21 protein-coding genes are annotated in these 20,457 nt (G+C 59.0%); 3 read left to right on the forward strand and 18 right to left on the reverse strand.

Features of this window, described 5'->3' with window-relative positions; all coding sequences use genetic code 11:
- Positions 1-22: 22 nt before the first annotated feature.
- The gene (locus tag BLW11_RS20895) at positions 23-1,093 is read right to left on the reverse strand and encodes an AI-2E family transporter (protein WP_048359647.1); all 1,071 of its coding nucleotides are present in this window, start codon (positions 1,091-1,093) and stop codon (positions 23-25) included.
- Positions 1,094-1,118: 25 nt separating this feature from the next.
- The gene (locus BLW11_RS20900) at positions 1,119-1,358 is read right to left on the reverse strand and encodes a sulfurtransferase TusA family protein (protein WP_048359648.1); all 240 of its coding nucleotides are present in this window, start codon (positions 1,356-1,358) and stop codon (positions 1,119-1,121) included.
- Positions 1,359-1,484: 126 nt separating this feature from the next.
- On the opposite strand from BLW11_RS20900, the gene BLW11_RS20905 reads away from it, so the two are divergent.
- On the forward strand, positions 1,485-2,915 hold the full coding sequence (locus BLW11_RS20905) for a M48 family metalloprotease (protein ID WP_048359649.1): 1,431 nt from the start codon (positions 1,485-1,487) through the stop codon (positions 2,913-2,915).
- Positions 2,916-3,015: 100 nt separating this feature from the next.
- On the opposite strand, the gene nadA is transcribed toward BLW11_RS20905, so the two are convergent.
- From nadA to BLW11_RS24145, 14 genes are all read right to left on the reverse strand, one after another.
- Entirely contained in the window at positions 3,016-4,074 is a 1,059-nt protein-coding gene (nadA, locus tag BLW11_RS20910; RefSeq protein WP_048359650.1) for a quinolinate synthase NadA, read from the reverse strand.
- A 229-nt stretch (positions 4,075-4,303) separates the two neighbouring features.
- The gene (locus BLW11_RS20915; protein ID WP_048359651.1) at positions 4,304-5,551 is read right to left on the reverse strand and encodes an OprD family porin; all 1,248 of its coding nucleotides are present in this window, start codon (positions 5,549-5,551) and stop codon (positions 4,304-4,306) included.
- A 197-nt stretch (positions 5,552-5,748) separates the two neighbouring features.
- Entirely contained in the window at positions 5,749-6,711 is a 963-nt protein-coding gene (locus BLW11_RS20920) for a type II secretion system F family protein (protein ID WP_048359652.1), read from the reverse strand.
- A 27-nt stretch (positions 6,712-6,738) separates the two neighbouring features.
- Positions 6,739-7,725, reverse strand: coding sequence for a type II secretion system F family protein (locus BLW11_RS20925; protein WP_048359653.1), 987 nt, complete (start codon positions 7,723-7,725; stop codon positions 6,739-6,741).
- Complete coding sequence (locus BLW11_RS20930) at positions 7,725-9,161, reverse strand: TadA family conjugal transfer-associated ATPase (RefSeq protein ID WP_048359654.1); 1,437 nt, start codon at positions 9,159-9,161, stop codon at positions 7,725-7,727. The genes BLW11_RS20925 and BLW11_RS20930 overlap by 1 nt, the downstream gene beginning before the upstream one ends.
- A 3-nt stretch (positions 9,162-9,164) precedes the next feature.
- On the reverse strand, positions 9,165-10,382 hold the full coding sequence (locus BLW11_RS20935) for an AAA family ATPase (protein WP_048359655.1): 1,218 nt from the start codon (positions 10,380-10,382) through the stop codon (positions 9,165-9,167).
- The gene (locus BLW11_RS20940; RefSeq protein WP_048359656.1) at positions 10,376-10,879 is read right to left on the reverse strand and encodes a TadE/TadG family type IV pilus assembly protein; all 504 of its coding nucleotides are present in this window, start codon (positions 10,877-10,879) and stop codon (positions 10,376-10,378) included. The genes BLW11_RS20935 and BLW11_RS20940 overlap by 7 nt, the downstream gene beginning before the upstream one ends.
- Positions 10,879-11,349 (reverse strand): TadE/TadG family type IV pilus assembly protein, encoded by a 471-nt coding sequence (locus tag BLW11_RS20945; protein WP_048359657.1) that lies wholly within the window; start codon positions 11,347-11,349, stop codon positions 10,879-10,881. Before BLW11_RS20945 ends, BLW11_RS20940 begins: the two co-directional genes overlap by 1 nt.
- Positions 11,350-11,357: 8 nt before the next feature.
- Entirely contained in the window at positions 11,358-12,698 is a 1,341-nt protein-coding gene (locus tag BLW11_RS20950; protein WP_193790179.1) for a TadE/TadG family type IV pilus assembly protein, read from the reverse strand.
- 34 nt (positions 12,699-12,732) lie between these two features.
- On the reverse strand, positions 12,733-13,539 hold the full coding sequence (gene cpaB / locus BLW11_RS20955) for a Flp pilus assembly protein CpaB (RefSeq protein ID WP_048359659.1): 807 nt from the start codon (positions 13,537-13,539) through the stop codon (positions 12,733-12,735).
- A gap of 12 nt (positions 13,540-13,551) precedes the next feature.
- A complete protein-coding gene (locus tag BLW11_RS20960) occupies positions 13,552-14,874 on the reverse strand; it encodes a P-loop NTPase family protein (protein ID WP_048359660.1) in 1,323 nt (440 codons plus the stop codon).
- Positions 14,875-14,888: 14 nt separating this feature from the next.
- Positions 14,889-15,407 (reverse strand): A24 family peptidase, encoded by a 519-nt coding sequence (locus BLW11_RS20965; RefSeq protein ID WP_048359661.1) that lies wholly within the window; start codon positions 15,405-15,407, stop codon positions 14,889-14,891.
- A 28-nt stretch (positions 15,408-15,435) separates the two neighbouring features.
- The gene (locus tag BLW11_RS20970) at positions 15,436-15,627 is read right to left on the reverse strand and encodes a Flp family type IVb pilin (RefSeq protein ID WP_048359662.1); all 192 of its coding nucleotides are present in this window, start codon (positions 15,625-15,627) and stop codon (positions 15,436-15,438) included.
- Positions 15,628-16,072: 445 nt separating this feature from the next.
- Positions 16,073-16,264 (reverse strand): Flp family type IVb pilin, encoded by a 192-nt coding sequence (locus tag BLW11_RS24145; RefSeq protein ID WP_048359663.1) that lies wholly within the window; start codon positions 16,262-16,264, stop codon positions 16,073-16,075.
- A 234-nt stretch (positions 16,265-16,498) separates the two neighbouring features.
- Here BLW11_RS24145 and BLW11_RS20980 point away from each other — a divergent pair, with 234 nt between their 5' ends.
- Positions 16,499-17,362, forward strand: a complete 864-nt coding sequence (locus tag BLW11_RS20980; RefSeq protein WP_048359664.1) for a helix-turn-helix transcriptional regulator — start codon at positions 16,499-16,501, stop codon at positions 17,360-17,362.
- 194 nt (positions 17,363-17,556) lie between these two features.
- Positions 17,557-18,057: a C40 family peptidase gene (locus BLW11_RS20985; RefSeq protein WP_053069539.1), complete on the forward strand. Its 501-nt coding sequence runs from the start codon at positions 17,557-17,559 to the stop codon at positions 18,055-18,057.
- 109 nt (positions 18,058-18,166) lie between these two features.
- Here BLW11_RS20985 and BLW11_RS20990 read toward each other — a convergent pair whose 3' ends face one another.
- Positions 18,167-19,486: an LLM class flavin-dependent oxidoreductase gene (locus tag BLW11_RS20990; RefSeq protein WP_048359665.1), complete on the reverse strand. Its 1,320-nt coding sequence runs from the start codon at positions 19,484-19,486 to the stop codon at positions 18,167-18,169.
- Positions 19,487-19,504: 18 nt separating this feature from the next.
- Positions 19,505-20,428 carry an ABC transporter substrate-binding protein gene (locus BLW11_RS20995; protein WP_048359666.1) on the reverse strand — a complete coding sequence of 308 codons (924 nt, stop codon included), beginning with the start codon at positions 20,426-20,428 and terminating at the stop codon, positions 19,505-19,507.
- Positions 20,429-20,457 lie beyond the last annotated feature (29 nt).

Genomic DNA, 20,457 nt, shown 5'->3' on the forward strand with positions numbered 1-20,457 from the left:
TTCATGCCTGCTGTTCAGCGATTCAAAGCAGCGGCGAGACGACTTGTTGCTCGCGTGGCCAGGCATCGAGTACGGCCTTGAACAGGGTAGCCAGCGGTATCGCAAAGAATATCCCCCAGAAGCCCCACAACCCGCCAAACAACAGTACCGCGCAAATGATCGCCACCGGGTGCAAGCTCACGGCCTCCGAGAACAGCAACGGCACCAGCACATTGCCATCGAGGGTCTGGATGATTCCGTACACCGCCATCAGGTAGATGAACTGGTCGCTCCAGCCCCACTGGAACAACGCAATCAACAGCACAGGCACGGTCACCACCACGGCGCCCACATAGGGCACCACTACCGATATACCCACCAGCAGTGCCAGCAGCGCCGCGTAGTTAAGGCCCATGGTGACGAAGGCGATGTAGGTCACGCCGCCGCAAATAATGATCTCGATGACTTTGCCACGAATGTAGTTGGCGATCTGGCGGTTCATTTCCTCTGCCACACGGGTAATCAGCGCCCGCTCGCGGGGCAGGTAGCCACGCACCCAGCGGCCAATCACCGCACGGTCCTTGAGGAAGAAAAACACCAGGATCGGCACCAGTACCAGATAGATCATGATGTTGACCAGCAGCGGCAAACTGGACAGCGAAAAAGTCAGCGCAAGCTGCCCGAACTTGCCGATCTCACCGCGTGCCACTTCGATGGCTTGCAGCACCTGTTCATCCGACACCAGATGCGGGTAACGCTCGGGCAACAGCAGCAGCAACGATTGCCATTTGGCGAGCATGCCCGGCAACTCATTGAACAGCGTGATCAACTGATGCCACAGCAACGGCACCACCACCACGATAAACACCAGCAACAGCCCCATAAAAAGCGCAAATACCAGGCCAACCGCCGCTGCACCCGGCACCCGCATGCGCTCCAGAGCAACCACCAGGCCTTGCATCAGGTACGCCAGCACCATGCCGGCCAGTACCGGCGCCAGCATGCCTCCCAAGGTCAGGACCGCGGTAAAAGCCAACACCAGCAATACCGCCAGCACTACGGCCTCTTCATCAGAAAAGTAGCGCTGAACCCAATCACGTAACACTTTGAACATCGAAATTCCTTAGAAGAGAGAAGACTCAGGCCTTGCGTAACCAGTAGCGATAAGTGCCAGCATCATCCTCTTCACGCAGCAGTTCATGGCCTGCCAAACGGGCAAAGGTACGAAAATCACGCTGCGAGCCCGCGTCCGTGGCAATCACCTTGAGGGTCTGACCACTGGCCATCCTGTTAAGCGCCATCTTGGCCTTGAGCAGTGGCAAGGGGCAATTGAGGCCCGTGGCATCCAGTTCAGCATCATGGGCCAACGTATTCGTCATTACGTACTCCTCTGGCGCGCCGGGTTGGCATTTTTTGGCCGGCTAGAATACCCCAAGCGGAGTCGCCACTGGTCGCCAGCCGAGTGTCCAGCTACAGTAAGCGCTTTACCCACCAGAGCCTTGTGCATGACTTTTCTGCGCCCTACCCTGTTGACGCTCGCTTGCCTGCTCGCATCGCCGAGCTTCGCCGACGATTTACCGTCTCTGGGTGACGCCAGTTCGTCCATTGTCTCACCACAGCAAGAGTACCAATTGGGCCGTGCCTGGTTGAGCATGCTGCGCAGCCAAGTGTCGCAACTCAACGATCCGCAACTCAAGGATTACGTCGAAACCAGCGTCTACAAGCTGGTAGAAACCAGCCAGGTGCAAGACCGCCGGCTGGAATTCATCCTGATCAACAGCCCGCAGCTCAACGCCTTCGCTGCCCCCGGCGGGATCATCGGGGTTAACGGCGGCCTGTTCCTCAACGCACAGACCGAAGGCGAATACGCCTCGGTAATGGCCCACGAACTGGCCCACTTGTCGCAGCGCCACTTCGCCCGTGGCGTGGAAGCCCAGCAACGCATGCAACTGCCGATGATGGCTGCCCTGCTGGCCGGGATCATCGTCGCAGCGTCCGGCGCGGGTGACGCCGGGATCGCCGCCATCGCCGGCACCCAGGCCGCAGCACTGCAAGAGCAGCGCCGATTCTCGCGCCAGAACGAACAGGAAGCGGACCGGATCGGCATTCTCAACCTGGAAAAAGCAGGCTACGACCCGCGCTCCATGCCCACCATGTTTGAGCGCCTGATGCGTCAATACCGCTTCGACGGCAGGCCACCGGAGTTCCTTCTGACTCACCCGGTCACCGAATCACGTATCGCCGACACCCGTAACCGCGCCGAGCAAGCCCGGGTTGGCGGCACCGAAGACAGCCTGCGCTATCAACTGATCCGCGCCCGGGTGCAACTCAACTACGAAGAAACCCCGGGGCTGGCCGCCAAGCGCTTTCGCCAGCAACTGGATGAAAACCCGAAAAACGACGTAGCGCGCTATGGGCTGGCGATTGCCTATATCAAAGGCAGCCAGTTCAACGAAGCACGCGAGACCCTCAAGCCGTTGCTGGACAAGGCGCCGAACGACATCACCTACAACCTGGCGCAGATCGAGCTGGACATGGACAGTAACCGCCTGCCCGAAGCCCAGCAGCGGATCGACCGGATGCGCACCCTGTATCCAGGCAATTACCCGCTCAACCAGGCCCGGGTTGACCTGCTGCTCAAGCAGAACCGCCCGGCCGAGGCCGACAAGGCGCTTGAAGCCCTGCTCAAGAGCCGGCCGGACGATCCGGATGTCTGGTACTCGGTTGCCGAAACGCGAGGCTTGTCGGGCAACATCATCGGCCTGCACCAGGCCCGTGCCGAATACTTTGCGTTGGTGGGGGATTATCGCCAGGCCATCCAGCAACTGGACTTTGCGCAGAAGCTCACCAACAACTTCCAGCTGTCATCGCGCCTGGATGCCCGCAAGCGGGAATTGATGGATCAGGAGCGGGCGCTCAAAGAGATGATGAACTGATGGTTCACGTGGGAGCTAGCCTGCTCGCGATGGCCTCGATGCAGTCATCTAGACAAACCGCACCGCCTGCATCGCGAGCAGGCTCACTCCCACAATAAAACTAGGCATTGCCCGCGAGTTTCAACCGCGCCGCCTGGGTGAAATCCAGCATGCGCTTGAGCGGGCGAATGGCGTGGGGCACCAGGGCCGGGTCAACGAAGATTTCGTTGGTGCCCTGTTGCAAGCACTCAAGGGTGCGCTCCAGGGTGTTCATGGCCATCCACGGGCAATGGGCGCAACTGCGGCATGCCGCTCCATTACCTGCCGTTGGCGCCTCGATAAAGACCTTGTCCGGGCACAGCTGCTGCATTTTGTAGAAAATGCCGCGATCAGTGGCCACGATGAACGTCTTGTTCGGCAAGTTTTGCGCCGCTGCGATCAACTGGCTGGTGGACCCCACCGCATCCGCCAGATCAATCACCGCCTCCGGCGACTCGGGGTGAACCAGAATCGCCGCATCCGGGTACAAAGCCTTCATGTCTTCGAGCTGCTTGGACTTGAACTCTTCGTGAACGATGCAGGCACCGTCCCACAGCAGCATGTCGGCACCGGTCTGGCGCTGGATGTAACGACCCAGATGCTTGTCCGGGCCCCAGATGATCGTCTCGCCGTTGTCCATCAGGCTTTCAACGATCTCCAGCGCGCAGCTTGACGTCACCACCCAGTCAGCCCGGGCCTTGACCGCCGCCGATGTGTTGGCATACACCACCACCGTGCGCTCGGGGTGCTTGTCGCAAAACGCCGAGAACTCTTCAACCGGGCAACCCAGGTCAAGGGAACAGGTGGCCTCCAGCGTCGGCATCAGCACGCGTTTTTCAGGGGTCAGGATTTTCGCCGTCTCACCCATAAAGCGCACGCCGGCGACCAGAATGGTTTTGGCCGGGTGGGCCGCGCCAAAGCGGGCCATTTCCAGGGAGTCGGACACACAGCCACCGGTTTCTTCGGCCAGGGCCTGAATCACCGGATCACAGTAAAAGTGCGCCACCAGCACCGCATCGCGGGCTTTGAGTTCAGCCGCGATCTGCTCGCGCAGGCTGAGGGATTGGGCCTCAGTCAACGCCTTGGGTTGCCTGGCATCGAGGTGGGCTTGGACCAGAAGTCGTTCAGAAATTTGCGTCATGTTCGCAAGACCTGCAAGCGCTGCTGCGCGAAAGTCGAGTGTACCACCAGCTCCGGGCATCAAGCCCCGCTGGGAGAATGTTTGTGATCAGGCACGGACAAGCACTGAAGCGCGGTAAGGCTACAGAATATCCTTGGGATTCAAAAGTTTAATGTTGCGCTTGCGACGGCGTGCGCACCGGCCCCCGGGCATGGGCAACCGCTCCCCATGCGCCAGAAGCCTTGCCGCCTTAGAAGATATTCAGCGGGTAACTGACGATCACGCGGTTTTCATCAAACGCGTTGGTGCTGTAGTCGCGGCGGATTGTGGAGTTGCGGATCCGCATCGTGAGGTCTTTGAACGTGCCGCTCTGCAGGGTGTAGGCCAGCTCGGTTTCGCGCCCCCACTCCTTGCCGTCGGTCACACTGCCCGTGTGCACGTTGTGACCGCTGATATAGCGGTTCATCAACGTCAGGCCGGGAGCGCCTAGGCCGGTGAAGTTGTAGTCGTGACGCAGCTGCCAGGATTTTTCCCGGGCGTTGTCGTAGCTGGAGTTGTAAGAGTCATTGGCCAGGGTGCCGCCGCTGGTGCCATTGACCCGCATCCAGGCGTTGTCGCCGGTGACTTTTTGCAGGCCCACATAGAACGTGCTGGCGCCATGACGGGCCGAGAGCAGCGCCGAGTACACGCGGTTATCCAGATCGCCGGCCTTGGCGCTGCCGTCTTCCTTGCCCTGGAAGTAACCCAGGTTCGCCCCCAGGGTCCAGGCGCCCAGCGGCTGGCTGTGCACCAGTTGCAGGTATTGCTGCTGGTAGATGTCTTTGAGCTCGGCATTCCACAAACCGATCATCGTGCGCTTTTCATTGAAGCTGTATTCGCCGCCGACAAAATTGAAACGATCAGAAGTGATCGTCCCTTTGCCCTGCATGTACATGTCTTCCAGGTTCGAATCGTTACGCTGGCTGTTCTTGCGGAACTGACCGCCATACAGGCTCAGGCCGTCGATTTCCTGCGATGTGATTTGCCCGCCTTCAAAAGTTTGCGGCAGTGAGCGGCCGTCGTCGGCGCGCAGAATCGGCAGCACCGGCATCCACTCGCCGACCTTGAGCACGGTTTTGCTGATTTTCATTTTGCCGGCCACGGCCAGACGACCGTAATCATCAGCCGGGCGACCGTCGCTGCCCACCGGCAACAACTGAGTGCCCCCGCTGCCTTTACCGCCATCGAGCTTGATCGAGTACATGCCCAAGGCATCGGCGCCGAAGCCGACAGTGCCCTGGGTAAAGCCGGACTTGGCATCAAAAATAAAACTCTGGGTCCATTCCCGGGCCTGGTCTTGTGGATTGGCAGAGTTGCTGAAATCGCGGTTAATAAAAAAATTACGCAGGGTCAAATTGACACTGGAATCATCGACAAAACCGGCGGCATGGCTCTGTAGAGGTAACGTACAGGCAATAGCCAGCGCGCAGAAACTGCGAGGATTCAAGCTTGAAGTCATTGTTACTTTTCCGTTTTCTGGCTAAAAAAATTCACAGCACCCAAAAAAATCGAGCGCTAAAAAAAGAGGGGGGTAAACCGCGGGGAGCGCTACAGCGGGCGCAGGGCTTTGCCTGCGACCGCACAGAATACCTGTTGATCGGTATTTATCATAAATTTTTCAATGACTTAGCCAGTAGCGCGAACGCCCTCCTCCGGTCAAATCTTGCCGAACACTTTAAAGACGCTGATGATCGCAGGCCCGATCGCCACTAGAAAAAAGCTGGGCCACAGGCAAAAGATCAACGGAAAAACCAGCTTCGTACCCACTTTTGCAGCTTTCTCTTCAGCCATTTGCGTACGCCGGTCACGAAACTCTTCTGCATAGATACGCAGGGTCGTCCCGACACTGGTACCAAAGCGAATGCTTTGCGCCAGCAAGCTCACCAACCCGCGAATGTCATCCAGCCCGGTTCGCTCGGCCAGGTGCTTGAGCGCTTCGGTACTGGGGATACCCGCACGCACCTCGGCATTGACCAGCGCCAGCTCCAGGGCAAGATCAGGCTGGCTGACCGACATTTCCTCGGCAACCCGTTCGATGGCCTGGGGCAAGGCAAGCCCGGACTCCACGCACACCACCATCAGGTCCAGGGCATCCGGGAAGGCAATCAGCAGCCGGGACATCCTGGCTTCCTTGCGTGCGCCCACATAGATCGCCGGTGCCAGCCAGCCCACACCGAACACCAGCATCAACAGCCCGACGCCCAATAGCAGCGACAGATTGGGAATGAACGGCAACAACATGATCGTAATGCCCGTCATTATCAGCGGCAGCAAGAGGCGAATCGCCCAATACACCTGCACCGCCGAAGGCGAGCGATAACCGGCATGGATCAGCAGGGTCCGGGTCTTGGAGGCCTGCCCCTTTTCACCGGAGCTGAAGCGTTGACCCACCTGCTCCAGCATCATTTGCAGGTTGCTTGCCGGCGCCCGGTGCTCGATGGCATGGCCGCGTTTGATCGACAACAGACGACGCTGTACCGGGCTTTGCAACCCCTTGGCCAGCACCGCCAGCGCCACCACCAGCAACACCACACTCAGGCCGATGACCCCGGCGAACAGTTCGCGGGTCATCTGCTCGTCCCCCACCATCCGATTGAGCAGACTTAGTAGATAGTTCATGTTCCTGCCCTCCAGGGCGACCCGTGTTCAAACCTGAATCCGGATGATTTTGCGTATCCAGAAGATCCCGATCAGCATCGCTACAAAAGCGCCCATGATCAGCTTCTGCCCCAAGGGTTCCTTGAAGAGCAAAGGCATGTAGGTCGGGCTCGATATCAAAATGGCCGCCGCCAGCACAAAGGGCATCGACACCAGTATCCAGCCGGACATCCGCCCTTCGGCCGAGAGGGTCTTGACCTTGCGATGGAAGCGAAAGCGCCCGCGAATCAAACTGCTCAGGCGGGTCAGCACTTCGGTCAAGTTGCCCCCCGTTTCGCGGTGGATCAGCACCGTAGTCACCAGCATCATGACCGTCATACTCGGCACACGCTCCAGCAGGCCCAACATGGCCCGGCGCACGTCATTGCCATAGTTGATATCGGCGAAGGCCAGGCCGAACTCGTAAGCCACCGGCCCTTGATGCTCCTCGGCAACCAGTTGCAGGGTTTCGTTGAACGGGTGCCCCGCACGCAGGGCGCGGCACATGGCATCCAGCGCATCCGGCAGCCCTTCCTCGAACTGGGCGAAGCGCTTGGCACGGTCATGGGCGATCTTCCAGACCGGCAGCCAGAAAACGACAGCCGCAGCCGGGAGCGCCACCCACCAGAGTTGCAGCAACGACCACAACACCAGCCCCACCGCGGTGGCCAGTACCAGCCCCAGCAACAGCACCCGATAGGCGCGGTACTCATGCCCCGCCTGCTCGATCATCTGGGCCAGGGTTTCCATCATCGGCAACTGCTCCAGGCGAGCCTCGAGCGGTGGCAGGCGACGCAGGTATTTCTGGCGCAAAATCGACTGCATGTTCGGCAGGTTATTGGCCCGTTCCAGCAGGTTGAGGCGACCGCGAATGCGTTTTCGCACCTGCTTGGCCTCACCGAACACCGGTATCGTCAGCCCCTGACTGAGCAGAAACATGGCGGTGAACACCATGCCCAGGAACGCCAGAATAAATTCACCCGGGATCTGATTCATCACTGCCCCTCCATCCATTCCGGCCGGAACAGACTGAGCGGCAGCTCAATACCCCGTTTGGCCAGCACATCACGAAATGCCGGCACCATACCGGTTGGGCGAAACTCGCCCAGAACCTCCCCTTTCTCGCCCATGCCGCTGCGCACAAAAGCGAAGATCTCGGTCATGGTAATGACATCACCTTCCATGCCATTGATCTCCTGCACACTGACCAACCGCCGCGTACCATCTTCCTGACGCTCCAACTGGATGACCACGCCAATGGCCGAGGCAATTTGCTGACGCATGGCCTTGATCGGAAATGTGGCGCCGCTCATCGACACCATGTTCTCGATCCGGCCCAGCGCATCGCGCGCCGTGTTGGCGTGGATGGTGGTCAAGGAACCGTCGTGGCCGGTGTTCATCGCCGTCAGCATGTCCAGCGCCTCAGCACCACGCACCTCCCCGATCACGATCCGGTCGGGGCGCATCCGCAGGCTGTTGCGCACCAGCTCACGCTGGCCCACCTCGCCACGGCCCTCGATATTGGCCGGGCGCGTTTCAAGGCGCACCACATGGGGCTGCTGCAACTGCAGCTCGGCAGAGTCTTCGATGGTGACGATGCGTTCGTTCTGCGGAATGAAACTGGACAGCACGTTGAGCATGGTGGTCTTGCCGCTGCCCGTACCGCCGGAGATCAGCACATTGAGCCGCCCTCGCACGATGGCCTTGAGCATCAGGGCGATAGCCGGCGTGAGGGTGCCCATCTGCACCAGGCTCTGGGTATTGAGCAGGTCCACGGCAAAGCGGCGGATCGACATGCTCGGCCCGTCGATAGCCAGCGGCGGGATGATTGCGTTGACCCGCGAGCCGTCCTTGAGCCGTGCATCCACCAGAGGCGAGGACTCATCGATGCGCCGCCCCAGGCTGGAAACGATGCGGTCGATGATGTTGAGCAAATGCTGATCGTCGCGAAAATGCACGTCCGTTCTCTGCAACTTGCCATAGCGCTCGACGTACACCGAGGCATAGCCGTTGACCAGAATGTCGGACACGCTGTTGTCCGTCAGCAACGGTTCAAGCGGGCCCAGGCCCAGCACTTCGTCGGTGATCTGCTTGATGATCAACTGGCGGCTGCTGGTACTGACCGGCGCCGAATACTCATCCAGCAGGCGCAGGCTGATCTCGCGAATCTGGCGCCCGGCGTCGGCCAGCTCCAGGGTGTCCAGCAGTGACAGGTCCATGACCTTGAGCAATTGCTGGTAGATCTTCTCCCGCCACTCGGCCTCCATGGAGCTGAGCTTGGTTCGGGTTTCATAGACGACATCCGGCACACTGGCTTCCCAGGCCATCATGACGCTGGAGCAGTCGGCACCCTCGACAGGCACTCCAAGACCCTCTACCGGAGCCAGTTTGCCGACCTGCTGACGCAGACGATTACGAAAGTCGCTGAGCATGGCTTATCCTCCGAAAAGACGGTTGAAAGTACGTTTGAACAAGCCTGCTTCACTGGCCTCGACACCGATCAGGTTCTGGCTCAGCTCGCGCAAACTCAAGGTGATGGCAGCACGCGGCGCATGAAACTCCAGCGGCACCCCGGTGTTCTGGCTTTCACTGACCACGGCATAGTCATTGGGCAGCTTTTGCAGGTCGTTACAGCGCAAGGCATCACTGATGTCCTTGGGCTTGAATGGCGAGGTTTTGTCGAAGCGGTTGATCACCACGTGCAAACGACTGCTTTGCACGCCCAGGTCATCACGCAGAATGCGCACCAGGCGGTTGGCGTCCTGCAAATGGCTCAGGCTCTGTTGCAGCACGATATAGACCCGGTCCGACTGTTCCAGGGTGATGCCCGTGAGGTGATCGATGTGCCGCGGCAAATCCACCACCACCCAGTCATAGGTGTTACGGGCCAGACGCAACAAGCTGTCCAGTTGCTCCAGGCGTATTTCCTGGGACAGGCACAGTTCATCGGTGCGACCGCCCAGTACATGCAGGGTCGGGCTGAAGTGGCTGCAAAAACCGCGCAACGCAACGCTGTCCAGCGAGTCGATCTGTTGCAACACATCGGTGTGACTGTGGGTCGGCAGCACATCCAGGCTGTGGGCCAGACTGCCGAACTGCAGGTCCAGGTCCAGCAGCAGGGTTCTGCCGCCCAGCACACTCAGCTGATGGGCCAGGTTGCACGCGAGCATCGAAGCCCCGGACCCGCCCTTGGCATTCATCACTGCAATCAGCTTGCCCGCTGCCCCCTGATCCGCATGAAGTTCCATCTGCATCCGGTTGAGTGCCGACTGCAAATCCTCTGCCGCCACCGGCTCCGGCAAAAAGTCACGAGCACCGGCCTGCATGGCCAGGCGCATGCCTTCGCGTTCGTCCAGAGGGCCACACACCAGCAGTGGCGGGCGCTCCTTCACCGGATGGAGCAACAGGGCTGCCAGCTCTTCGCGCCACAGATGGCTGACACGCAACAACAGAAAGTCAGGCATCTGCTCCAACCCATAGAGCGGGTCGGTGTGGCCATTGCTCACCAACCGCGTGCTGACTTGCAGGTTAGGCAGGCCCTGACTCAACGTTTTAAGATGGTTCAAGGCCGTCCCGTCACGCCCGCTGATCAACAGGCGCATGCCCTGGCGATCAGTTGACGCCGATGCAGTTACTTCTCGGACACTCAGCATGGCGTAATCCCCGGTGTAACCGTTGCATCAGGTTGGCGCCCAAGGCTTTCACGAGGCGCGGTAGACCTGAACGTCGGCAGAATGAATACCCCGCTGAAACCGGGGATCAACAGGTTGAAGCTGAAGTTGGTCACCTGCAGCTGAACATAACGGATGGCCAGAAAGCCGGTGGCATTCACCAGATCATTGGGGCTGGCGACCACGGCACCGTTGGCGTCCAGATAAACCAGATTCAGGTTGGCGTTTTTCAAACTGGCGATCAGGCTGCTCGGCCCGGTATTGGTGGCCGTATTGAACATCGCACGGCGCAGGATGACCGGGTCCTGGATATTGCATACCGCCGCCAGGCGGGCACCCCGTCGCACCGATTCACTCAGTACGTTGACCGTGAAATACAGCCGGCCCATTTCCAGCGCGCCAAACAGCAAGGTAAAAAGCACCAGCGCCGTGATGGCGAACTCGACGATATACACACCGCGCATGCGCTTGCTGTTCATCACAAGGCCCTCATTACGACAGTTGAGGTCAACGACAGACCCAGCGGCACGCTGCTGCCATAGAGTGCTGGCAGTGAGCTGCCGATTACAGGGATAAAGGTGTACGCAATGCTGACCTGTACATGATCGGTACCCACCGCAGTCACCGTGACATTCCCGGTGGTCAGCCCCGGTGCGACGGCGGGGTAGCCATTGGGGTTGGCCGGCACCCCGTAAACGGCCACGTTCTTGGTCTGCGAAATCAACGCGGCGCTCAGCTGGACCGTGCCCAGGGTAGAGTTCAAGGCCTGGCCGGACACATAACGCCCGGCATCGCGGCTGGCCTGCTGCAAGCTGTTGTACTGAAACAGCATGCGACCGAATTCGGCAAAGGTGAGCATCAACAACACCAGCAGCGGCAGGGTCAAAGCCAGCTCGACCATCGCCAGGCCGCGCTGGGCGCGGGCCGACTTGAATCCACAGCGTCTCATAAGACCTCCTAGGAATCGGTACTGGGCGTCTGGTTGTTGTCGATATAGGTTTTGTACAACTGAATGATCTGCGGGCCGACGCTGCCCGACGGGTTAGGCCCGGGTACGTTGTCGCCTTCACACACACTCACGAACTGACCGAAAATTTGCGCCTGGTTGCCTTGCTGAGCCTCAGGCTGCAACACGAAATAGCAGCCAAAGCCCAGCACCGGAATCGCGGAGGTACCATCGTTCTTGCCCGAACAATCGCCGATCACGATTTTGATAATGCGCCGCTCAAACACGCCATTGCTCTCGCAGCCTGCCCCGCCACCCACGCAGGCCGCAGAGTCCTGTGCCCAGTTGTTGTAGTCATACAAGGCACCGCTGGACGTAGACAGGTTGCCGTTGGTGGAGGTCACCGTCTGGCCGTTGTACTGAACCGGCGCCGGCGCCCCGGCGTACGTAAACGACTTGGCATTGACGGTCGTGACCAGGTCCGGCGGGTAGTCCGAAGCGCTCAGGCCACCCTTGTATTCGTTGAAGCGCGTATTAAGACCCTGCGCCGAAGGCCCCACGGTGTTGCCCGGTTTGGTCTGAACCGTCGAGCCGACCACGTTGCACTGGTTGATCCCGCCTGCCAGCCCTTCCCTGACGGTTTTGCCGCCCGAGCCAAAGTCCAGCAGCTGAAAATTCCCCGGGCCAATGGCAGACGCGTTATTGGCTGCGGTTTTGAGCACCTGCAGATCACCGAATTTGAAGCCCCAGAACATCCCCGCAGACGGGTTGTTCTGGGTTGGATCGCCGCACACGAGCAAAGGGGTAAGATCGCAGGGGCTGCTGGTCGGGCTGGGGCCCGCCGTCGCAACTGCGGCCACGGCCTTGGTGGTGGCGTTGCCATTATCCAGGGCCTGGAATACCCCCCAGAAAAAACTGCTCAAGGGGTAATTGGTCACCGTGACCCGGACAAAGGTCGCACTCGCAGGGCCAGGGAAAGAAAACGGCCCGTAGACGCTGGTCGCCAACTCCACCTTGGCAAAGCCTGATGCATTGGCGGCGATGGCCGTGGCCAATTCCTTATTGCCCGCCGCATTGGCATTAAGGGTCAGGGTATTGAGTGCAGCGGTCTGGGTCAGACCGGCGGCACCGGTCGCCCCCGTCACCATGCTGAGCGTCTTGGCCCCGCTCAATGCCGCCGCATCCACCGCATTTTGCAGACGGGTCTTGTTCAGCAACATATGGCTGCCATCCAGCGCCAGCGCGCCCATCAGCAAGAGCGAGGCCATGGCAATCACCACCAGGACGATCATCGATCCGCGCTGTTTCTGAGCAAACGCGGTGCGGGGCTGTTGAATACGCGCGTTCATGATGTTCCACCTTCATATGTTGCCGAGGCCTGACTGCTTACAACCCTTTCTCTACCGTCACCGCGACACCGCGGATCACGGTCACGCTACTGTCGTTGGCAGGCGCACGACGGCGTACCACCGGTTTTGGCATGACTGGCGCCGGCACGGGGGCAGCCTCGGCCACCGCCTCTGCCATCACCGGCGACTTGTTGTTATCCAGCGGGTTGCGCAGGGCCAGTTGCAGCTTGCCAGCGGCCATCCCCTTGACCAGGACTTCCGCCTGAGCGGGGGTCATTTCCAGGGTGACAGCGCGTACAACCACCGGTTGAGTCTTGTCCGTGCTGGCGGTCTGGTCGACGGCCAGCACCCGCAGGTCTTCCAGAATGGTTTTGGACTCGGCGTTACCGTCGTTGCCTGTCTGGCGGGTGGCCAGAACATCGACCCGATTACCCGGCAGCAGGAACCCGCCGACGCCGACCACATCATCGACACGTACCGAAATGGCACGTTTGCTGGGTTCGATCAGCGACGCCAGGGTGCTGCCACCCAGATGCTCGGCCAGGCGGGCACCACGCAGGATGTCGCCGCGCAGCATGGAGAAGGTCGCGATCTTGCCCACCACCTGGTCAGTGGAAGCAAATGCGTCATCCGGTGCGGCATCCTTGGGCATCCGCACCACGGTAACCTGCTGGGGTTCAATCATTTGCCCGAAACCGATTTCCACCGTGGCGATCACCACGTTTTGCTGGTTATCGTCGGGGCTGGTATTGAGCCGGGCCGTGAGCCAGTTATTGGCCATCCATGTTGCGCCCAGCCCCAAAATCACGGACAGGACAATCAGCGTAATCGTGCGCGAGTTCATGTCAGTATCTCCTTACCCAAGAAAATCGAGTTGGACGAAATAGTTGCGCCACGCCCACTCAAGTTCTTGAGCCGTTAGCGGTCCTGACCCCTCCAGATAACGCTGACGGTCACACGCCATATTCAGCAGATCGCGAGGATGGCAAGGCACCAGGGGCATATTTTCAGCGTCGTAGAGCTCTCGCAGCACATAACTGAGCAACATCGGGTCGTAATGGATGCCCAGGCGCTGCGTCTCCTGGATCCAGATGCGTTCGTATTCGCCAGGCTTCAGATAGCCAAATTGCAGCTTGTAGCCAATGCGTCGCAAAAATGCTTCATCGGCCAGCTCCAGCGGGTTGAGGTTGGTGGAGAACACCAAAATCATGTCAAACGGCAGTTCACAGTGGCGGCCACCGCCCAGGTTAAGAAAGTCGTGCCGCTCCTCCATCGGCACAATCCAGCGGTTGAGCAACTCGCCCGGCGTCATGCGCTGGCGCCCCAGGTCGTCGATGATCAGCAGCCCGTTGCTGGCCTTGAGCTGCAACGGCGCCTGGTACTGCCGCATGAAAGGGTCATACCGCACATCCAGTTGCTCCATCGTCAACTCACCGCCGGTGATGACAATGGGACGCTCACAGCACAACAGCCTGCGGTCGATGCCTTCATTGAGCAGCAACCCGTTCTGCTGCTCGCCATCGTCCAGGCGCTTGTGTACCTGAGGGTCGAAAATCTCGATCACCGCGTCGTTGATCGCAATGGCATGGGGCACCCAGATCGCCTCGCCAAACAGGCGGATCAACCGGCTGCTGACATAGGTCTTGCCGGTACCTGCCGGCCCGTAAATCATGATGGCGCGGCCTGAGTTCAGTGCCACACCCAATTGATCGAGCATGCTTGGCGCGAGCACCATCGAACTGAAAGAACTGTGCATGTCATGGGCGCTGATGCGGCCATGGTGAATGGTCTGCAACTTGAGCAATGTGCGGTAAGCGCTCACCGGATAAGGGGCTGCGCCTATGTAGCCACTGCGTGCCAGCGCCTCACGGGCGCTATTGCGGCCGCGCTCCGTCAAGCCATAACGCAGGGCTTGCCCACCTGCCTGGCCGAGCACCTCGACACGGCGGTCCTTGCGCAAAAACGTCAGCACTTCTTCCAGCACGGCACCGGTCAATGCCAGTCGCGCGACCAGTTGCACCATGTCCAGCACACCGGCGTCGTATAAATGCTTGCACACCAGATCGCCGAGAAAGTTGTCTGCCAAACCGGTTTCAAGAATCGTGCGCGGCTGTGGAGCCAGTTGCTGCACCCCTTCGCGTTCATGGGGAGAAACACGCTTGTTGCTGATGGCGTACATGCTGCTCTCCTGAACTAATGGCCAAGGGGCAGCCAGAAGACGCTGATTAACGTACCGAGTAAAACTGCGATCGAATAAGGGAAAGGCATCCCGGCCACTTCATCAGCCGCCGGCGAAAAATAGGCCCTGGCTCTGAGCATCAACCAGTAACGACCTATGGTCTGCTGTGCCTGACCCCGCACGAGCACTATCAATAATCCACATGCACCGCCGGCGATCAGGCTGAAAAAAGCGGCCCAGAGCGCGTCGTGCGGTGTGAGAAAAGCACCTGCCATGGCCATTAGCTTGACGTCGCCGGCAGCCATACCACCGACCACGTACATAGGCAGGAAAATCGCGAAACCGATCAACATGCCCAGCAGTGCATGGCCCAAGCCGACCCAGCCAAAGGCATAGGTCTGACCGACCACTCCCAGTACCAGCCCCAGCAAAACAAGAAGGTTGGGAATGCGGTGATTACGCAGATCGCTCACCACCGCAATTCCCAGCAGCCCTAACAGCAACGCAACAGCTGAAATCTGTACATCGCTCATGGCTGCACCCTCGACAGGAATGGTCGTACTAGCAAGTTTTGCCCTGTACAGCGCAGCCCAGGCTGGTAATGGCGGTTTTCACATTGGTACCCAAGGTGATAAAAGCCGCGACAGCACCCAGTGTGATCAGACCGCCGGCCACCGCATATTCCACGATGGTCAGGCCGTCTTCGTCGTTGATGAACTTCAGCACCGAAGTCTTAAGTGATTGCAGGTTCATTTTGTCCACCTCATTCAGTATTTAACTTCCCGGAGCCGGGCTAGTTGCACGGCTTGATTAGAGGTTAGCCAGTATGAAATGTGAGGGTTAGGAGTTTTTTGCGGACTGTTAGGACTTTATTGCCAGGGCCAAAAACAGTGATTTCACGCACAAAAAACAAACAAATATCAGCGCCAAAAAAGAGACACTCTATATAGGCAGCTCATTGTGTTATTCATACCCCGGGCCCGGAGCATATTTAACCAGGCAATAAAAAACCGACTTAGTGTGTTGGCTAGAGGGGACTTATAGCGCAACAGACTAAGCCGGGGTTTGCATATCAGAATTTAATCTGCACACCGATAATACAGAGACGATACTTCTCTGCAGGATCGTCTCTCAGACGCTGCATACAGGCCCACAAAAACTGACACCAGGAGCCAGCCAACCCGTGTTTATTGATCCGCTAGCAGGTTTTACCCTGAACCGCGCACCCCAGACTGGTGATGGCCGTACTGACGTTGCCGCCCAGGGTTATGAACGCTGCAACGGCCCCGAGTGTTATCAGACCACCGGCCACAGCGTACTCAACAATGGTGAGGCCATTGTCATCTTTAATAAAGGCACGAACAGAAGTTCTAATGGCAAGCAAGTTCATTTCATTCACCTCATTTGAGTGTTGGATCCAGAGCGACTACTTAAGACCCCGCTTGTTTGAATACTAGCCAGAGGCGACAAGAGCCGTTAGGAGTTTATTGTCGACCAGCAGGACTTTTTTGCAGTCACCAACAAGAACAATAACCACTAACAAACACTTTAAATGAGTAGTGAACAATGCCCATTATTGGATCCACTAAAGAAGCCTTTGATGACAGCAGAAAGGATTAACGGAATGAAATCCGCGGCTGCCCACAAGCCCCTGCTTTTATGGTTCGATCTCACTCGCAATCACTCGACTGAAGAACTCATCCTGCCCTTCAATACGGCCTGCCGCTGCCAGCTGGAAGTACCCGCTGCGTGGCTTGAAACCCTGCACGAGCCTGTGCCGGACATGATCTGCATTCACTATGACTGCCCCGACCTGCCGGGGCTCACCCTGTTGCAGGAGATCAAACTGCGGTTTCCTTCCATCCCGGTCACCATGTTCACGGTCCAGCACTCCGAAGAGCTTGCCATCTGGGCCATGCGTTCGCGGGTCTGGGAGTATGTGGTGCTCCCCCTGTGTGCCGGCGAAATCCAGCGATACCTGCATGCCCTCGAGCAACTGTGCGAGCTGCGACGAAACGCGGGCATCCGCAGCAAAGCAGCGCCGATCGAGCACGGACCGTCGCTGCCTGACAGCATCCGCCTGACCACTGACCACCAGAAGCACAAAGCGCTGCATAACGTGCTGCAGTTCATCGATCAAAACTATTGCGAAAGCATCGACCAAAAAGACCTGGCCAAGCGCTGCGGCATGACCACCTTTCGCTTCAGCCGCCTGTTCAAGGAAGTGTACGGGCTGGGATTCATGGACTACGTATTGCGCAAACGCATGGACAGCGCCAAGGACCTGCTCGACAACAGCCAGATGCCCATCACCAGCATCGGGTACGAGGTCGGCTTCAAAGACCCCTCCTACTTCGCCCGCGCGTTCAAACAATATTCGGGCTGTACGCCCAGTGATTATCGACAGCTGCGCCGAAGTGAAGTGCCGGTATCGGATGATGTACTCACCCACGTCATCGACAGCCTGGCGCGGCGGGCCGAGCGCTGACAGGCAGTGTGGAGCGAGCCCGCTCGCAACCCTGGGCCGAGTGAAGGCCCTCCCCCAACCCCCCTTTTTTCAATACAGCCAGTGCTGTTCGTCGGGATCAGATTAATACCGTAATCCCTGTAGGAACAGCCCTACATATCCGCTTCAGCCGCACTTTTAGACTTCAAGTACCCCCATCAATCGGAAGGTTACTTGTGTCTAAATTCATCTCACTGATCTTGTTTCTTGCGTTCGCCGGCTGCGGTCTTGCTACAGCTTCTGAAGCTCGCCAGCCGTACTCTTCAGCGATCCAGAAGGCTCATGCAGCCTCTTCACCGCTCCATGTGCGCAAAGTCATCAACCACGCACACACCTTGCTTGGCATCCCCTATCTCTGGGGTGGCATGTCCAAGGAAAAGGGCTTCGATTGCAGCGGCATGCTGGTCTACCTGTTCAAGCAAGAAGCCAATATCCACTTGCCAAGAACCACCGCCGACATGCTCAAAGCGAAAAAACTGCCCGTCGCCCGGCATGCCCTGAAACCTGGCGATGCGGTGTTCTTCCGTACCCAGGGCAGTGTTCGAAGCAACCACGTGGGCCTGTACATCGGCGATAACCGTTTTATACATGCACCGCGCAAGGGCAAAACGATTCGTATCGATTCGCTGGAAAATGCCTACTGGAAGAAAAACTACACCACCGCTCGACGCTTTTAAGCACGGCCACAAGGACTCAAGCGCTCATAGAAGCGCACGCATTGATGGAACAATCGAATACTGATGTGTCAGCGAGGGGTTTAGGGGTAAGCCCCTCGCTTGTGGATCTTCAATCGAAATGCTTCAGGCCCAGATGCCCACGCAACGTCGGGTGTTCATACGCGGTGCGCAGGTAGCCGCGCCGTTGCAGGATCGGCACCACCGATTCGGTGAACTCAGTGAAAGTACCGGGCAGGTAGGCAGGCGACACCACATAACCGTCGCAGGCGCCCAGCTCCAGCCAGTCGATCAACTGTTGCGCCACACTTTGTGCGGTGCCCGCCAACTGCGGCACACGGATGCTGGCGGCCATGATCGCTCCGTATTCCCCAAGGGTGATGTCGCGCTCCAGGCGCAGCTTTTGTGCAATCACATCCGGCGTCGCCGAGTGCCTGGCGATATCCAGCAGGCGGGTATCCAGCGGGAACCGGGTGAAGTCGAAGTTTGACTGGGTCGACAAGGTGATGACCCCCAGTTCAGGGTTGGCCAGCGCATTGTGCTCATCACGCTTTTTGATCGCTTCGGCTTCTGTACCGCCAATAAAGGGCATGACGGCGGTGAGGACCTTGCACTCATCCGGGTTGCGGCCAATGGCACGCATTTGCTGGTGGATGTCCTGGCGGAACTCAAGCATGCGCTCCACCCGGCTGTTGATGCTGAAAATCACCTCGGCCCAACGTGAACCAAACTGCCGGCCACGGCCCGACGCCCCGGCCTGAATCAACACCGGCTGGCCCTGGGGCACACGCGGGATGTTCAGCGGCCCCTCGCACTCAAAAAAGGGACCGCTGTGCTTGAACGCATCGATCTTGCCCGGGTCCGCAAGGATGCCCCGGACCTTGTCCAGCACCAGCGCGTCAGGCTGCCAGCTGTTCCACAGCTTGAGCACCAGCTCGACAAATTCATCGGCACGGGCGTAGCGCTGGTCGTGGGCCAGGTGCTGTGCATGGCCAAAGAGGCGCGCTTCGCTGTCATTCATCGACGTGACGATATTCCACGCGCTGCGGCCCCTGGAGATGTGATCCAGTGAGGCAATCGCCCGCGCCACATGGGGTGGCTGGTAGTAGGTGGTAGAGCGCGTCAGGCCCAGGCCGATATGCCGCGTGTGGCCGGCCAGCAAGCTGAGAATCGGCAGCGGGTCCAGCCGCGCCGCATCCTGGGCGCCCAGTTCGAAGGAGCGCGCCCGGGATTGCCCCGCCTGATCGCCGACCGCCAGGCGATCGGCAAAAAACAGCAGGTCAAAGCAGCCCTCTTCAAGGGTTTTGGCAATCTCGATGTAGTAATCAGGGTCGAGAAAGTGACTATGGGTTTGCGGGTGACGCCACACCGCGTGGCTATGTACCACGGGGCCTGAGAGCATGAACCCCGCCAATGCCATTTGCTTGGCCATAAGGTTACTCCTGGGTAATTAGAGGGCGCGGTCAAACATGGGGGTCACGTCATACGGTTTTTTGAGCAGCTTGGCGTCGTACAGAAAGTCAGATGTGGCCTGGGCTTCGCTGATGATCGTGGGCGAAATCGGCAGCACCGTTATGGCGTCGCGCTTGAACCACGCCTTGGCAATTTCGGGCGAGGACTGGTTGGCCTTGGACCAGGCTGCGGCGTACTCGTCGACATGGCTTTGGCTCCATACCCGGGCGCGGGTCAGGCGCTCGACAAAATCCTTGATCAACTCCCCCTTCTGCGCCAGGACCGGCTCATAAGCGACCACATACGTCGGCGCACTCATCAGGCCCTTGGCGTTGCGGATCAGGGTGCTGCCCTCTTTCTCCTGCAAGGACACATAGGGTTCCCAGGTGCCAAAGGCATCGATGTCGCCCTGGCTCAAGGCCATGCTCGCTTCCGCGGGCAGCAGGTATTTGTACGTCACGCTGTCACGCGCAACCCCGGCTTCATCCAGGGCCTTGAACATCATTTGCTGGCTCCAGGAGCCGTTCCAGATGGCGACCGTTTTGCCTTTGAGGTCAGCCACTGAATGAATGCCCGGCCGGGCCACAATCCCTACGCCGTTCAGGCTGGTCTGGGTACTGGCCACCACCTTCACCGGGGCACCGTTGGCCGCCAGGCTGATGACCGGGGTATCACCCACCACGCCAATATCCAGCGCACCGCTGGCAACTGCCGAAGCCACCGGTGATCCGGTATTGAAACGTTTGAAGTCGATGGTATAGGGCAAGTCTTTGAGCTCACCCGAGAGCTCCAGAACAATGCGGTTGGAAAAGAACTGATCACCCACGACCAGGGTCGGTGGCGGCGCCGCGTTGGCCGTTGCGCCATGCAGCGTCAGGGAGGCCAGGCCCAACAGGCCCAGCAGATTGCGTCGAACTGTCATTCAGGATACCCACAGAGTTAACGGCTAAC

The sequence above is a fragment of the Pseudomonas deceptionensis genome (assembly GCF_900106095.1).
Classification (GTDB): Bacteria; Pseudomonadota; Gammaproteobacteria; order Pseudomonadales; family Pseudomonadaceae; genus Aquipseudomonas; species Aquipseudomonas deceptionensis.

Coding starts and splice junctions, on each gene's coding strand:
- BLW11_RS20905 (WP_048359649.1), top strand. CDS start 1,485: ATGACTTTTCTGCGCCCTACCCTGTTGACGCTCGCTTGCCTGCTCGCA.
- BLW11_RS20895 (WP_048359647.1), bottom strand. CDS start 1,093: ATGTTCAAAGTGTTACGTGATTGGGTTCAGCGCTACTTTTCTGATGAA.
- BLW11_RS20995 (WP_048359666.1), bottom strand. CDS start 20,428: ATGACAGTTCGACGCAATCTGCTGGGCCTGTTGGGCCTGGCCTCCCTG.
- BLW11_RS20965 (WP_048359661.1), bottom strand. CDS start 15,407: ATGAGCGATGTACAGATTTCAGCTGTTGCGTTGCTGTTAGGGCTGCTG.
- BLW11_RS20935 (WP_048359655.1), bottom strand. CDS start 10,382: ATGCTGAGTGTCCGAGAAGTAACTGCATCGGCGTCAACTGATCGCCAG.
- BLW11_RS20900 (WP_048359648.1), bottom strand. CDS start 1,358: ATGACGAATACGTTGGCCCATGATGCTGAACTGGATGCCACGGGCCTC.
- nadA (WP_048359650.1), bottom strand. CDS start 4,074: ATGACGCAAATTTCTGAACGACTTCTGGTCCAAGCCCACCTCGATGCC.
- BLW11_RS20930 (WP_048359654.1), bottom strand. CDS start 9,161: ATGCTCAGCGACTTTCGTAATCGTCTGCGTCAGCAGGTCGGCAAACTG.
- BLW11_RS20970 (WP_048359662.1), bottom strand. CDS start 15,627: ATGAACCTGCAATCACTTAAGACTTCGGTGCTGAAGTTCATCAACGAC.
- BLW11_RS20990 (WP_048359665.1), bottom strand. CDS start 19,486: ATGGCCAAGCAAATGGCATTGGCGGGGTTCATGCTCTCAGGCCCCGTG.
- BLW11_RS20960 (WP_048359660.1), bottom strand. CDS start 14,874: ATGTACGCCATCAGCAACAAGCGTGTTTCTCCCCATGAACGCGAAGGG.
- BLW11_RS20945 (WP_048359657.1), bottom strand. CDS start 11,349: ATGAGACGCTGTGGATTCAAGTCGGCCCGCGCCCAGCGCGGCCTGGCG.
- BLW11_RS20940 (WP_048359656.1), bottom strand. CDS start 10,879: ATGAACAGCAAGCGCATGCGCGGTGTGTATATCGTCGAGTTCGCCATC.
- BLW11_RS20915 (WP_048359651.1), bottom strand. CDS start 5,551: ATGACTTCAAGCTTGAATCCTCGCAGTTTCTGCGCGCTGGCTATTGCC.
- BLW11_RS20980 (WP_048359664.1), top strand. CDS start 16,499: ATGAAATCCGCGGCTGCCCACAAGCCCCTGCTTTTATGGTTCGATCTC.
- BLW11_RS24145 (WP_048359663.1), bottom strand. CDS start 16,264: ATGAACTTGCTTGCCATTAGAACTTCTGTTCGTGCCTTTATTAAAGAT.
- cpaB (WP_048359659.1), bottom strand. CDS start 13,539: ATGAACTCGCGCACGATTACGCTGATTGTCCTGTCCGTGATTTTGGGG.
- BLW11_RS20925 (WP_048359653.1), bottom strand. CDS start 7,725: ATGAATCAGATCCCGGGTGAATTTATTCTGGCGTTCCTGGGCATGGTG.
- BLW11_RS20920 (WP_048359652.1), bottom strand. CDS start 6,711: ATGAACTATCTACTAAGTCTGCTCAATCGGATGGTGGGGGACGAGCAG.